Annotated in this window: 11 protein-coding genes; 5 read left to right on the top strand and 6 right to left on the bottom strand. The window is 73.5% G+C overall.

Translation table 11 applies throughout. From position 1 onward, the window contains the following. Window positions 1-24: 24 nt before the first annotated feature. Both ACFWPT_RS01110 and ACFWPT_RS01105 read right to left on the bottom strand, forming a co-directional pair. Complete coding sequence (locus tag ACFWPT_RS01110; RefSeq protein WP_380478516.1) at window positions 25-765, bottom strand: response regulator; 741 nt, start codon at window positions 763-765, stop codon at window positions 25-27. After that, the gene (locus tag ACFWPT_RS01105; RefSeq protein ID WP_380478514.1) at window positions 762-2,618 is read right to left on the bottom strand and encodes an ATP-binding protein; all 1,857 of its coding nucleotides are present in this window, start codon (window positions 2,616-2,618) and stop codon (window positions 762-764) included. Before ACFWPT_RS01105 ends, ACFWPT_RS01110 begins: the two co-directional genes overlap by 4 nt. A 241-nt stretch (window positions 2,619-2,859) precedes the next feature. On the opposite strand from ACFWPT_RS01105, the gene ACFWPT_RS01100 reads away from it, so the two are divergent. After that, complete coding sequence (locus tag ACFWPT_RS01100; RefSeq protein ID WP_380478512.1) at window positions 2,860-4,263, top strand: cation:dicarboxylate symporter family transporter; 1,404 nt, start codon at window positions 2,860-2,862, stop codon at window positions 4,261-4,263. Between the two features lie 185 nt (window positions 4,264-4,448). On the opposite strand, the gene ACFWPT_RS01095 is transcribed toward ACFWPT_RS01100, so the two are convergent. Both ACFWPT_RS01095 and ACFWPT_RS01090 read right to left on the bottom strand, forming a co-directional pair. Then, a complete protein-coding gene (locus ACFWPT_RS01095) occupies window positions 4,449-5,414 on the bottom strand; it encodes a hypothetical protein (RefSeq protein ID WP_063349937.1) in 966 nt (321 codons plus the stop codon). Between the two features lie 45 nt (window positions 5,415-5,459). Further along, entirely contained in the window at window positions 5,460-6,236 is a 777-nt protein-coding gene (locus ACFWPT_RS01090; RefSeq protein WP_380478510.1) for an RNA polymerase sigma factor, read from the bottom strand. 171 nt (window positions 6,237-6,407) lie between these two features. On the opposite strand from ACFWPT_RS01090, the gene ACFWPT_RS01085 reads away from it, so the two are divergent. Next, entirely contained in the window at window positions 6,408-6,791 is a 384-nt protein-coding gene (locus tag ACFWPT_RS01085) for a hypothetical protein (protein WP_380478508.1), read from the top strand. A 194-nt stretch (window positions 6,792-6,985) separates the two neighbouring features. Here ACFWPT_RS01085 and ACFWPT_RS01080 read toward each other — a convergent pair whose 3' ends face one another. Then, window positions 6,986-8,383 carry a cytochrome P450 gene (locus ACFWPT_RS01080; protein ID WP_380478506.1) on the bottom strand — a complete coding sequence of 466 codons (1,398 nt, stop codon included), beginning with the start codon at window positions 8,381-8,383 and terminating at the stop codon, window positions 6,986-6,988. Between the two features lie 133 nt (window positions 8,384-8,516). Further along, the gene (locus ACFWPT_RS01075) at window positions 8,517-9,584 is read right to left on the bottom strand and encodes an RNA ligase (ATP) (protein WP_380478504.1); all 1,068 of its coding nucleotides are present in this window, start codon (window positions 9,582-9,584) and stop codon (window positions 8,517-8,519) included. Window positions 9,585-9,970: 386 nt separating this feature from the next. Here ACFWPT_RS01075 and modA point away from each other — a divergent pair, with 386 nt between their 5' ends. The 3 genes from modA (at window position 9,971) to ACFWPT_RS01060 (ending at window position 12,907) form a co-directional block, all read left to right on the top strand. Further along, window positions 9,971-10,825, top strand: a complete 855-nt coding sequence (gene modA / locus ACFWPT_RS01070; protein WP_380478502.1) for a molybdate ABC transporter substrate-binding protein — start codon at window positions 9,971-9,973, stop codon at window positions 10,823-10,825. A gap of 71 nt (window positions 10,826-10,896) precedes the next feature. Beyond that, window positions 10,897-11,718 carry an ABC transporter permease gene (locus ACFWPT_RS01065; protein WP_380337236.1) on the top strand — a complete coding sequence of 274 codons (822 nt, stop codon included), beginning with the start codon at window positions 10,897-10,899 and terminating at the stop codon, window positions 11,716-11,718. Window positions 11,719-11,782: 64 nt separating this feature from the next. Then, window positions 11,783-12,907, top strand: a complete 1,125-nt coding sequence (locus ACFWPT_RS01060) for an ABC transporter ATP-binding protein (protein WP_380478500.1) — start codon at window positions 11,783-11,785, stop codon at window positions 12,905-12,907. Window positions 12,908-12,990 lie beyond the last annotated feature (83 nt).

The following is a 12,990-nucleotide window of genomic DNA, read 5'->3' as shown; positions in this document are numbered from 1 at the left end:
CGACCGGCGAAAAGGTCACGGCCCTCACCCCCGCCGACCCGGAGCCGCCCCACCACCCTTCCACCGGTAGCAGAGCTCCGGCCGCCCCACGCTCCCGTACTGCGGCTCCCGCACCGCCCGCCCGGTGTCGACGAGGTGTTCGAGGTAGCGGCGCGCGGTGATCCGCGAGACCCCGGCGGCCACGCCCGCGGCGGCGGCGGACAGGCCCGTCGCCGTCTCGCGCAGCACGGAGGCGACGGTGTCCAGGGTGGGCGCACTCAGCCCCTTGGGGAGGCTGCTGCGCTCGGGCGTGCGGAGCAGGGCGAACGCCTGGTCGACCTCGTCCTGCCCGGTCGCCTCGCCGGTGCGCCCGAGACTGTCGCGGTAGCGGGCGTAGCGCTCCAGGCGATCGTGCAGGGCGGCGGCGCTGAACGGTTTCAGCAGGTACTGGACCACGCCCGCCGACACGGCCTGCCGCACCATCGCCAGGTCGCGGGCCGAGGTCACCGCGATGACATCGGTGGTGTGGCCGGCGGCGCGCAGCGAGCGGCAGAGCTGGAGGCCGTGGCCGTCCGGCAGGTAGAGGTCGAGCAGGGTCAGGTCGACGGGCCTCCCGGCAGCGCGGGCGCGGTCCAGGAAGCGCAGCGCGTCGGCGCAGCTGTGCACCGTCCCGGCGGCGTGGAAGCCGGGTTCGCGCTCGACGTAGAGGGTGTGCGCGGCGGCGGCCACGGGGTCGTCCTCGACGACCAGCACGGAGATCCCCGGAGCGGCGGTCGCCTCGGTCATCGCGACGCCCCTTCCCGCCGGCCCGGTTGCCCCGGTTGCCCTGCCTGGCCAAGTCGCTCCGGCCGCTCCGGCCGCCCCGGCCGCCCCGGTTGCCGCTCACCGGGTCGTGCCGGCAGCCCGGCGAGCGGCAGCCGGACGGTGAGCACCGCACCCCGGTCACGCCCGACCGCGACGCTGCCGCCGTTGCGCCGGGCGGCCTGGGCCACCAGCGCCAGCCCGAGACCATGCCCGCGCCCGTCCTGCTTGGTGCTCCAGCCGCGCCGGAACACGTCCTCGACGGCGGCCGGGTCGATCCCCGCCCCGGTGTCGGCGACGCGCAGCAGCAGGCAACCGCCCCCACCCGGAGCCACGTCGCCGCCCGCCACACCACCGCCCGCCGAACCGCCGTCGCCCGAACCACCATCGTCCGCACCGCCGCCGTCCGCACCGCCACCACCCGCGTCGATTCGCACGGTGACGGTGACCTCCGGCGCCACCGTGCTCTGCGCGGCTCCGGCGATGGCGGCGTCCACGGCGTTGTCGATCAGGTTGCCGAGGACGGTGATCAGGTCCCGTGAGGAGAGCCCGGGCGGCAGCAGCCCGTCGTCGATCCGACTGTCGTCGGTGAGGGTCAACTCCACTCCCCGCTCGGCCGCTTGGGCCGCCTTGCCGAGCAGCAACGCGGCCAGCACCGGTTCGCCGACCGCCGCGACCACCCGGTCGGTGAGCTGCTGGGCGAGCGCGAGCTCGGCGGTGGCGAACTCCACCGCCTGTTCGTGGCGTCCGAGTTCGATCAGGGAGACGACGGCGTGCAGCCGGTTGGCCGCCTCGTGCGCCTGCGCCCCGAGGGCCTCGGTGAAGCCCCGCACGGAGTCCAACTCTCCGCTGAGCGACTGGAGTTCGGTGTGGTCGCGCAGGGTGACGACCAGGCCGAGGCCGGTGCCGATGGTGGAGGTGTTGAGCACCACCACCCGCTCGGCGGTCAGGTGCACCTCGTCCCGGACCGGCTCGTCGCCGAGCACGGCCGCGACCAGCGCCCGCGGCAGCCCCAGCTCCACGATCAGACGACCCTCCAAGTTTCCTTCCAGTCCGAGCAGTTCGCGGGCTGCGTCGTTGCAGAGCACCACCCGGTGCGCGCGGTCCAGCAGGACCAGCCCCTCGCGCACCGAGCGCAGGGTCGCCTGGTGGTATTCGTAGAGGTGGCTGAGTTCGGCCGGCCCCATGCCGTGGGTGTGCCGCCGCAGCCGGGAGTTGGCGAGGTAGGTGCCCACGCCGCCGACCCCGAGCGCGGCCACCGCCACCCCGACCAGGGCGAGCAGCGGGCCGCTCAACTGCGCGGAGATGGACTCCACCGTGAGGCCCGCGCTGACCAGCGCGATCACCTGGTGCCGGTCGTCCAGCACCGGCGTGACCACCCGCACGGACGGTCCGAGCGTGCCGGTGTAGGTCTCGCTGCGGGTCTCCCCCGCGAGTGCCCAGTCGATGTGCCCGAGAAAGCGCTTGCCGATCTGCTCGGGCAGCGGGTGGGTCCAGCGCACGCCCTCGGTGTCCATGACGGTGATGAAGGAGACGCCGGTGTCCACCCGCACCTGCTCGACGTACGGCTGGAGCACCGCGGTCGGGTCCGGCGCGGTGACGGCGGCCCGCACGGACGGCGAGTCGGCGACGGCGTGGGCGACGGCGGTGACCTGGCGGCGGGCCGCGTCCTCGGCCCGGTCGGCGGTGAAGAGGTACGCGAGCACCGCGCCGCCCGCCACCACGGCGGCGACGATGACCACCTGAACGACGAAGAGCTGCCCGGCCAAGCTGCGGACCAGCCCGCGGGGTGCCGGGAGCCGTCGGCGCGGGGGCGTGGGGGCGGTGCGCACGGACATGCCTGCCAGTGTGCACCACGCCCCCGGGGTCCCCCAGGGGCCCGCGATCGGTCGGCGGCCTGTCGACTGCCCGTCGACGAACGTCCCGCAGCCCAGTCGCACCCCCACGGCCCGGCTGCGCCCGGTCGCGCCCGGCCGTGAACTCTATGAACGCAAACGTGACCTCCGTCACGCCCAGGCCCGATAGTCAGAGCGGCCCACCACCCGGGGCCGCCAGGACCGCACGGCGAAGGAGCCGCAGATGTCGATCGTTGGAGCCGCACCGGCGGGGGGATCCAGACGCAGGGACCGGACCCACTACCTCTACCTCTCCGTCATCGCCGCCGTGGTCGCGGGCATCGTGGTCGGGCTGGCCGCCCCCGGCTTCGCCGTGGAGTTGAAGCCGGTCGGCACCGGCTTCGTCAACCTGATCAAGATGATGATCAGCCCGGTGATCTTCTGCACCATCGTGCTGGGCATCGGCTCGGTGACCAAGGCCGCCAAGGTCGGCAAGGTCGGCGGCCTCGCCCTCGGCTACTTCCTCGTCATGTCGACCGTCGCGCTGGCCATCGGTCTGGCCGTCGGCAACCTGCTGGAGCCCGGCGGCGGCCTGCACCTGACCGCCGCGCTCGCGAAGTCCGGCCACGCCCAGGCCGTAGCCGGCGGCGCCCAGTCGACGACCGACTTCCTGCTCGGGATGATCCCCACCACCACGTTCTCGGCCCTCACCGAGGGCAAGGTGCTGCAGACCCTGCTGGTCGCACTGCTCGCCGGCTTCGCCCTCCAGGCGATGGGCCCAGCCGGTGCCCCGGTGCTGCGCGGGATCGAACACGTGCAGCGGCTGGTCTTCCGGGTCATGTCGATGATCATGTGGGTCGCGCCGATCGGCGCCTTCGGGGCGATGGCCGCCGTCGTCGGAGCGACCGGCACGGCCGCGCTGAAGAGCCTCGCGGTCATCATGATCGGCTTCTACGCGACCTGCGTGCTGTTCGTCGTCGTCGTCCTGGGCGCGCTGCTGCGACTGGTCGCCGGGGTCAACGTGTTCGCGCTGCTGCGCTACCTGGGCCGCGAGTTCCTGCTGATCCTCTCCACCTCCTCCTCCGAGAGCGCGCTGCCCCGCCTGATCGCCAAGATGGAGCACCTCGGCGTGAGCCGCCCGGTCGTCGGCATCACCGTGCCGACCGGCTACAGCTTCAACCTCGACGGCACCGCGATCTACCTCACCATGTCGTCGATCTTCATCTCCGAGGCGATGGACAAGCCGATGTCGATCGGCGAGCAGCTCTCGCTGCTGGTGTTCATGGTGATCGCGAGCAAGGGCGCGGCCGGGGTCACCGGCGCCGGGCTGGCCACCCTGGCCGGCGGACTGCAGTCGCACAAGCCCGCCCTGGTGGACGGGGTCGGCCTGATCGTCGGCATCGACCGCTTCATGTCCGAGGCCCGCGCGCTCACCAACTTCGCGGGCAACGCCGTCGCCACCGTCCTGATCGGGCACTGGACCGGCGAACTCGACGCGGACCGCGCCCAGCGGGTGCTGGCCGGCGAGGAGCCGTTCGACGAGCGGACCCTGGTCGACGCGCACGGCGGGCCGATCGCGGCCCCCGAGGCCGTCCCGGCGGCTCCGGAAGCCGACCCCGTCCGGAGCGGCACGGCCGCGGCCGCCTGAGCGGCCCCCTCATACGCCCCCGGTCCGGCGCCACCACCTCCCCCGGAAACGGCGCCGGACCGGGGGTTCCGCATGTCCGGCGGGCCTTCGCCACAGGCCCTCACCGGTTCTCACGGGTCCTCGCAGGTCCTCACCTCGCAGGTCCTCGCAGGTCCTGACGGAGTCTCGCAGGCCCTCTCAGGTCCTCACAGGTCCTCGGAGCCGCTCACCGCCCAGGCCAGGCCACAGGCCGGGTCCTCCAGCGCGACGTGCAGATGGCGCAGCCCGGCGGCCGGCTCGTGCCAGATGAAGCAGCGCATCCGGGCCACCAGCGCGTCGACCTCCGCCCGGTCCGGCCCGTCCGTACCCTCCGCGCCGGCCATCGCGACCAGCGCCCGCCAGAGCGCCAACCGTCCGTGCGCCGAGCCCCGCCCGCGGTCCACGACGGCGGCCTGCACCAGCGCCGGGTAGACCAGCGCGAACGGCAGGTACCCACCGGTGACCCGGGAACTACGGGCCAGTTGGGCGGCCGCCTGCGGCGCCGGGCCCCGGACGCAGACCACCTCCGCCCAGTCCGCCAGCGCGGCCAGCGCCCGGGTCGCCCGCTGCCCGCCCAGCCGTACACCCGGCGCGGGCAGCACCACCTCGCCCAGACCCTCCCGGCTGGCCGGCAGGGTCAGCAGCGCACTGCGCGCGCCCCCGCAGGGCAGGTACTGGCGCACCCGAGCCCCCTCGTCCCATCCGGCCGTCTCCCAGGGCGCCAGCAGCAGCGGCATGCCCTCCGGGTCGGGTTCGGCCCCGTACGAGAGGTCCTCGCCGAGCAGCACCCTGGTCTGCGCGACCAGTCGGCGCACCGGGGCCGGGACGAGCAGCGGAGCCAGCCGCAGCCAGGAATGCCGAGTCGCCAGCACCTCCCAGAGCGGACCGGCGTCATGGTCGGCGACCCCGGCGACCGTCCCCGGGCCGCCATCCCGGTCGAACAGCCGGACGGACAGCTCCGGCGGCGCCGAGTAGGCGATCAGGTGGCCGAGCGGCGCGGTCAGCGCCGCCGCGGGCTCCTCCCCGGCGCGCTCCACGGCTGCCGCCCGGCCCTGCCGGTAGGCGGTCAGCAGTTCGGGCCAGCGGCCGTCGTCAGCCAGGGCGCGGAGGCGGTGGTCCTCGTACGTGATCACGATTTTCAGCGTACGGGCCGGGGTGGCGCATCAGCTGACTTAGCGTCAGCTCGGTGCGTCGGGAGCCGCTTCGGGAGCCGCCCCAGGGCCTGCGCCGGGCCCCTCATCGGACCCCGCGCCGGGCGCCGCTGCGGGGGTGGGCCCCGGCCGATCGCCCCGCTCGCCCTCCCGCTCATGTTCCCGCTCCCGCGCGAGGACGGCGCGCAGCTTCCCGTGGGCGCGGCGACGGGTGACGGCCAGCGTGCTGCGATGCAGGCCCAGCAGCTCGGCGGCCTCGTCGACGGTGTAGCCGTCGAGATCCACCAGCACCACCACCCGGGCCTGCTTCGAGGTCAGGCAGCCCAGCAGCCGGAGCACCTCCCAGCGCGCCTGCAGCTCGACCATCCCGCCCGACGGCGACTCGACCGGCGGCTGGCCCCGCTCCCGCTCGGCCGTCTCGGACGGATCGGGCAGCACGACCCTCCGCCGCTCCCGGCGCCACTGGTCGCGCAGGATGTTCGCCATCGTGGTGAACACGTAGGCGTAGGGCTGCGGATGGCTCAGGAACCGCTCCGGCCTGCGGGCGATCCGCAGATACGCGTCATGCACCACGTCCCCGGCGGCGAGCCCGCCGGTGAGCGAAGCGGCCGCCCGGTGGAGCCTCGGCAGCATTTCCGTGAACACCCGGTTGAAATCGGCCGATTGACGATCGGCGGGCCTCGGACCGAAGTCCTTCCCGCCCCCGCTCCCGCGTCCGCCGCCACACCGACCGTCGCATTCCGCCATGCCGCTCTCCCCGGAAATCGGCACTCCGAAAGCCCAGTTGGGCAGGTCACGACCCATCGAAAAAGCCTGTGACACAGGTCACATCATAGGTCGTCGTCTCACTGTCCGCAGTCATTCGTGCGCAATACGTCATCAGCCGGACAGGAAGCCGGAATTCACTCGCCCCGTGGATCCGGACGGCCGGGGACGCACTGCCCGATCTGTACCGTTGAGCGAGGAGAAACCGCCATGCGAGGTCGCATCGCCAGGAAGATCGCCACGTTCGGGATGGCCGCCGCAGCCGCCCTCGGCGTGCTCGGCACCACCGCCCTGCCCGCCGCCGCCGCGCCCACCGTCGCCGCCGCCGCCGACCAGACCATCACCGCCGGTGCCATCGGGGCCTCGCCCGAGGTGGCCGCCGCCTCCTACCACTGCGTCATCACCGCAGACTACGGGTGGCGCTGGGTGGGCTACTGCAACGTCTACTCGGGCGAGCTGCGCACCATCACCTACTGCGCCAACGGCACGAGCACCACCGGCCTGTGGATCGGCGCCCGATCCCAGGCCTGGGACGTCTGGGGCAACTGCCCGGGCTCCAGCTGGACCAAGATCGTGTTCCAGAGCCGGGGCTGAGGCGCCGGCAGAACCGATGAGGGGCGCCGTCCCGCCGGGGCGGCGCCCCCGCTGCATGCCCGTACCCCGGTGGGCGCCGGTCGGTCGCACACCCGGAGAGGCGGCGAACAGATGACAACAAACAGATGACAGATAACAGATTTCATCTTCTGTTATCTGTCCGCTGAAATCTGAATGCTGCAGGCTGTCAGCCGTTACCCGGCGAGCCCCGCGGCTCCCCTCGCCGTCACCCGGATCCGCATCGGGCTCGCCGCGCGGAGCGTGATGCCCTGGGCGAGCGCCACCCGCTCGTCCACCGCCTCCATCTCGAAGTCCCGCAGCAGCACGCCCAGGCTCAGCACCGATTCCAGCATCGCGAAGTGCTGCCCGATGCACGCCCGCGGACCGCCGCCGAACGGGTACCAGGCGTAGCGGTGCCGCTCCTTCTCCTGTTCGGGCAGGAAGCGGTCGGGTTCGAAGCGTTCCGGGTCCGGCCAGTGCGCCGGGTGCCGGTGGGTGACCAGCGGCGAGACGACGACCTGGGCACCCGCCGGGATCACGTACCCGTCGATGACCGTCTCGGCGACCGCCCTCCGCCCGACCAGAGCCGCCGCCGGGTAGAGCCGCATCGACTCCTTCAGCACCCGGGTGATGTACGGCAGCGACTCCAGGTCCGCCGCGGTCGGCTCCCGGCCGGCCAGCACGGTCTCCACCTCCTGTTGGGCGAGCTTGCGCTGCTCGGGGTGCGTGGCCAGCAGGTGCAGCGCGAAGGCCAGCGAGGTGGCCGTGGTCTCGTGCCCGGCGAGCAGGAACACCAGTACCTGGTCCCGGAGTTCGGCCGGGTCGAGTTGCTCCCCGTCCTCGCCGCGGGCCCGTCCGAGCAGTGTGAGCAGGTCGTCCGCGTCCTCGTCCAGGTCGCCGCGCGCGGCCCGCTCGGCGATGATCCGGTCGCAGACCGCGTACAGGGCGCGCTGGGCCTCGGCGCCGCGCCGGTTCGAGGGGGTCGGCCAGGTGCGCGGGATGCGAATCGCCGCGAAGCCCCGGTCCCAGACGTACTCACCGAGCACCGGGAAGCTGCGGTCCACCACCGCCACCGCCTCCTCGACGTCCGCGCCGAACAGGATCCGGGCGACGGCGCGCAGCGCGAACCGGGACATCTCCTCCGCCGCGTCCACAACCCCGCCCCCGCCCCCGACCGGGATCGCGTTCCACCGCTCGGTGAGCGCCCGCGCCTCCTGGGCGACGGCGCCCGCGTAGCCGTCCACCCGGCGGCGGGTGAACAGCGGCTGGACCAGCCGGCGCTGGCGCTGGTAGTCGCCGTCCTGGCTGGTCAGCAGTCCGTTGCCGACGCTGCTTCGCAGCTCGTCGTAGAAGGCGTTCTCCTTGCGGAAGTTGGCGGCCTCGCTGCCCAACACCTGCTGGACACCCTCCGGGGAGAACACCCCGTAGAACTCGACCCGCAGCCCGGGCGGCCCGACCCGGAACCGGACCACGTCCCCGTGGTCGCGGTGGGCGGCGAGGTAGGTGCGCAGCGGGCGGCGGGTGAGATCGAACAGCGACCCGACCAGGGGGTTTCCGGCCGGCCCGGGGATGAGGGCGGTGGCGGTGGTCATCGGCACTCCATTCTCCACAGGCGACCCATCAACGTAACTGACGAATCATCAGTAACGGAAGGCGCGAAGGCGCGCGCGAAGAAGCGAAAGCGCGCGGGAGCGCACGGGAGGGCGCGACGGGGCGGGGCGGGGATCACTCGTACTCGGTGCCGCCCTTGCGCGTCAGGTAGGCGTCACCGACCACCTTGGCGATCGCCCGCCCGCCGACCACCAGGCTCCAGCGCTCCGTCACCGGCCGGACCACCACGCCTTCGCGCAGGTGGAGTTCACGCCCCGAGACGGTCTCCTCGCCCTGGGCGAAGGCCAGCACCGTCTCCGGGTCGAACGGCCCGCGCCACAGTTCGGGCACCAACGGCAGTTCGCCGTCGAGCAGTTCGGCGGCGGAGTACCACCTCAGCTGCCCGTCCACCAAGGCCGACACGTCGAACACGGCGTAGCCGGGCAGTTCGGCACGGCCGGAGGCGCCGTACGTCAGGTCCTGCACACCGGCCCCGAAGACCTCGCCGAAGACGCCGACCCGCTCGGCGCCGAGCCGCTCGGCCAGTCGGGCCGCCACGGTGGGGAGGTCGTACGCGCGCACGGCCCGCCAGTACAGGTTGCGCTCGTCCTCGACGAGTGAGAGCCCCTGCGCCCCGATGCCCTTGGACGACACCTGGACCTCGCCGGTGGCAGCGGTGTACGTCATCAGGCAGCAACTGCCGTGCAGCTTCTCGGTCAGCACCACGGGCTCGCCGGGCTCGAAGACGTCGGGGTAGCGCTTGAGGTTCTCGATGTCCACCCAGGGCAGCAGGTCGGGCGCGCTCAGCACGTCGCCGTTCATGGAGGTCGGCACCGGGGGCTGCCACTTGACGACTCCGAGCAGCTCGGCGAAGTCCTCGCCGCGCCCGGCGGCGTCCGCCAGGTCGGTGCCGGCGAGCACGGTCGGCAGGCAGACGATGCCCTGGGACAGCTCACCGCGCAGCCGGACGGCCCTCACCCGGTCGGACCTGCTGCCGGCCAGCTTGCCCGTCAGGCCCAGCTCCTCGATCAACTCCGCCGGGAGGACCGACTGTTCGGGGATGTAGACGGCGTAGTCGCCGGTCCGGTACCTGCCCTTGGCGACCACCGCCCGGTAGAGGCCGACCTGCGCGAGCTCCAGTGCGTCGGCGTTCGGGTGCTCCAGGACGACCAGCTTCTCGACGGTGACGCGCAACGTGGACATGGACGGACCCCTCCTCCCCTCCTGGGCCGTTCGACCCGGGCGGTGTGTACGGACTGCTGTACGGACTGCTGTACGAATCGCCCCCACTCTGTCCGCCCGACCGCCCCCTGCGCGACGCAATTTCCCCGGCACCATGCTCACGTCGCCCCCCTCACACGGCCCCTCACACCGGCCGTCACGCCGACCCCCGCAACACTCCCGCCCCGGCGCCGTCCGTGCACGTTTGAGCCTTCACACAGCCGGGCGGAGACCCCCGCCACACCCCGCCTGTGCGAAGCGACAGAGGACTTATCACTCGTATTTGCGGCACTATGATCACCGTAATGGCCGCACCTGCGGCCTCACCCCGCGCCCCTTCCGGCGCGAGCCCTGGAGGGGAAGCCCCGATGAGCACCCGTACGACCACCCGCAGACTCGCCGTCGCCGCCGCGGCGGCCCTCGTCCTCAGCCTCGGGGCCACCGCCTGCGGCAGCGACGGCGGTGGCAAGTCCGGCGGCTCCTCGCCCGCTTCGACGGCGGGTTCCTCGGCCTCGTCGGCGGCCGGTGGCGGCAGCGTCCCGAAGGCCACCGGCGACATCACCGTCTTCGCCGCCGCCTCGCTCAAGGAGACGTTCACCGACCTCGGCAAGAAGTTCGAGGCCGCGAACCCGGGCGCCAAGGTCAAGTTCAACTTCGGCGGCAGCTCCAGCCTCGCCACCAGCATCAACTCGGGCGCCCCGGCGGACGTGTTCGCCGCCGCCAGTCCGGCCACCATGAAGACCGTGACCGACACGGGCGGCGCGAGCGGCGACCCGAAGACCTTCGTCAAGAACACGCTCACCATCGCCGTGCCCAAGGGCAACCCCAAGCACGTCGCGGGCCTGAACGACCTCACCGCCTCCGGCGTGAAGGTCGCGCTGTGCGCAAAGGAGGTGCCGTGCGGCGCCGCCGCCCTGACCGCGCTCAAGGCCGCCAACGTCAACCTCACCCCGGTCACCCTGGAGCAGGACGTCAAGGGCGCGCTGACCAAGGTCGAGCTCGGCGAGGTCGACGCCTCGCTCGTGTACAAGACCGACGTGAAGGCGGATGCCGGGAAGATCGACAGCGTGGACTTCCCCGAGGCCGACAAGGCCGTGAACGACTACCCGATCGCCGCCCTGGCCAAGGCCCCGAACAAGGACGGCGCCGCCGCCTTCGTCGCGTACATCCAGTCGCCCGAGGCCAAGCAGGCGCTCACCGCGGCGGGCTTCCAGGCGCCGTGAGCGACCGCACCACCAAGCGCACCAGCGACACCGGGCGCACCACCGAACGCACCGCCGACACCGGGCCCGGCATGGCAGCAACGGCGAAAGCCCTGCCACGCCGGCGCCGGCGCACCCACCGCGTCCCCGTCACGCTGCTGCTCCCGGCGCTGCTCGGGCTGGCGTTCCTGATCCTGCCGCTGGTCGGCCTGCTCGTCCGGGCTCCTTGGAGCGGCCTGTCCGAGCAGCTCACCAGCGCCGCCGTCTGGGACGCCCTGCGCCTGTCGCTGATCTGCGCGACGGCGGCCACGGCGGTCTCGCTGGTCCTCGGCGTCCCGCTGGCCTGGCTGCTCGCCCGCACCGAACTGCCGGGCCGGCGGGTGATCCGGGCCCTGGTCACCCTGCCGCTGGTGCTGCCGCCGGTGGTCGGCGGCGTGGCACTGCTGCTGGTCCTCGGGCGGCGCGGCATCGTCGGTTCCTGGCTGGACTCGGCCTTCGGCATCACGCTGCCGTTCACCACGACCGGGGTGGTCATCGCCGAGGCGTTCGTGGCGATGCCGTTCCTGGTGATCAGCGTGGAGGGCGCGCTGCGCGCCGCCGACCCCCGCTACGAGGAGGCGGCCGCGACCCTGGGCGCCTCCCGGCTGACGGCGTTCCGCCGGGTGACCCTGCCGCTGATCGCCCCGGGGATCGCCGCCGGGGCGGTCCTCGCCTGGGCCCGGGCGCTCGGCGAGTTCGGCGCCACGATCACCTTCGCGGGCAACTTCCCGGGCCGCACCCAGACCATGCCACTGGCCGTCTACCTCGCCATGGAATCGGACCCCGAGGCGGCGATCGCGCTGTCGCTGGTCCTGCTGGTGGTCTCCGTCGCGGTCCTGGTCGGCCTGCGCGACCGCTGGATGTCGACCCCGTGACGGCCCTGCGAGCCCCGGGCCGGAACCCGGCCACCGCTGCCCCGACCCCCTGGACGCCGCCCCGATGAGCACCTCCCCGACCGACCCCGCTGCCCCCGCCGACCCCGCCGCCCCTGCTGCCACGGCTGCGCCTGCACCCGCCCTCGACGCCCGGCTGCGGGTGGAGCGCGCCGCGTTCACCCTCGACCTCGCCCTCACCGCCGCCCCCGGCGAGGTGGTCGCGCTGCTCGGCCCGAACGGCGCCGGCAAGTCCACCGCCCTGCGCGCCCTCGCCGGGCTGCTCCCGCTCACCGGCGGCCACCTGCGCCTGGACGGACGTCTGTTGGAGGAGCCCGGGCAGCGCGTGCACACCCCCGCCGAGGAACGTCCCGTCGGCGTGGTGTTCCAGGACTACCTGCTCTTCCCGCACCTCAGCGCGCTCGACAACGTCGCCTTCGGCCCGCGCTGCCAGGGCCGCCCCAAGCGTGCCGCCCGGGCCGAGGCGGCCGCCTGGCTGGAGCGGATGGGCCTGGCCGACCACGCCTCCGTACGCCCCGGCAGCCTCTCCGGCGGCCAGGCCCAGCGGGTGGCGCTGGCCCGGGCGCTGGCCGTCCGCCCCCGGCTGCTGCTGCTGGACGAGCCACTGGCCGCCCTGGACGCCCGCACCCGGCTCGACGTGCGCGCCCAACTGCGGCGCCATCTGGCCGAGTTCGAGGCCGTGGCGGTGCTGGTGACGCACGACCCGCTGGACGCGATGGTGCTCGCCGACCGGCTGGTGGTGATCGAGGGAGGGCACGAGGTGCAGTCCGGCAGCCCGGCGGAGGTCGCCCGGCGGCCGCGCACCGACTACATCGCGCGCCTGGTCGGACTGAACCTGTACCAGGGCGTGGCCGAGGGCCACCAGGTCACGCTCACGGCCGGCACGGTCCTGGCCACCACCGAGGAACTGTCCGGCCCGGCCTTCGTCGCCTTCCCGCCGTCCGCCGTGACCCTGCACCGCGAACGGCCCCAGTCCAGCGCGCGCAACGTGTGGAAGGCCGAGGTCACCGGCCTGGACCTGCACGGCGACCAGGTGCGCGCCGACCTCGCGGGCGAACTGCCGATGGCCGCCGACCTCACCCCGGCCGCCGTCGCCGAGCTGGGGCTGGCGCCCGGATCCGAGGTCTGGGCCTCCGTCAAGGCCGCCCAGACCCACGCCTACCCGGCCTGACCCCGACAGCGCCGGGCCGCCCGCGTCCCCGCCGAGCTCCTGCCCGCTGCGCCGCTCAGGCCCGGTACGCCACTCCTGCCCGC

Origin of the sequence: Kitasatospora sp. NPDC058478, assembly GCF_042720345.1 — a bacterium.
In the GTDB taxonomy this organism is placed as follows: Bacteria; Actinomycetota; Actinomycetes; order Streptomycetales; family Streptomycetaceae; genus Kitasatospora.
Note: the sequence above shows the minus strand (reverse complement) of the source record. Positions and strands in the feature narration are given on the sequence as shown.

What these genes read in the sequence shown, in the direction of transcription:
- ACFWPT_RS01110 (WP_380478516.1), bottom strand. Translation starts at nt 765, where the DNA reads ATGACCGAGGCGACCGCCGCTCCGGGGATCTCCGTGCTGGTCGTCGAG.
- ACFWPT_RS01105 (WP_380478514.1), bottom strand. Translation starts at nt 2,618, where the DNA reads ATGTCCGTGCGCACCGCCCCCACGCCCCCGCGCCGACGGCTCCCGGCA.
- ACFWPT_RS01100 (WP_380478512.1), top strand. Translation starts at nt 2,860, where the DNA reads ATGTCGATCGTTGGAGCCGCACCGGCGGGGGGATCCAGACGCAGGGAC.
- ACFWPT_RS01090 (WP_380478510.1), bottom strand. Translation starts at nt 6,236, where the DNA reads ATGGGTCGTGACCTGCCCAACTGGGCTTTCGGAGTGCCGATTTCCGGG.
- ACFWPT_RS01085 (WP_380478508.1), top strand. Translation starts at nt 6,408, where the DNA reads ATGCGAGGTCGCATCGCCAGGAAGATCGCCACGTTCGGGATGGCCGCC.
- ACFWPT_RS01080 (WP_380478506.1), bottom strand. Translation starts at nt 8,383, where the DNA reads ATGACCACCGCCACCGCCCTCATCCCCGGGCCGGCCGGAAACCCCCTG.
- ACFWPT_RS01075 (WP_380478504.1), bottom strand. Translation starts at nt 9,584, where the DNA reads ATGTCCACGTTGCGCGTCACCGTCGAGAAGCTGGTCGTCCTGGAGCAC.
- modA (WP_380478502.1), top strand. Translation starts at nt 9,971, where the DNA reads ATGAGCACCCGTACGACCACCCGCAGACTCGCCGTCGCCGCCGCGGCG.
- ACFWPT_RS01065 (WP_380337236.1), top strand. Translation starts at nt 10,897, where the DNA reads ATGGCAGCAACGGCGAAAGCCCTGCCACGCCGGCGCCGGCGCACCCAC.
- ACFWPT_RS01060 (WP_380478500.1), top strand. Translation starts at nt 11,783, where the DNA reads ATGAGCACCTCCCCGACCGACCCCGCTGCCCCCGCCGACCCCGCCGCC.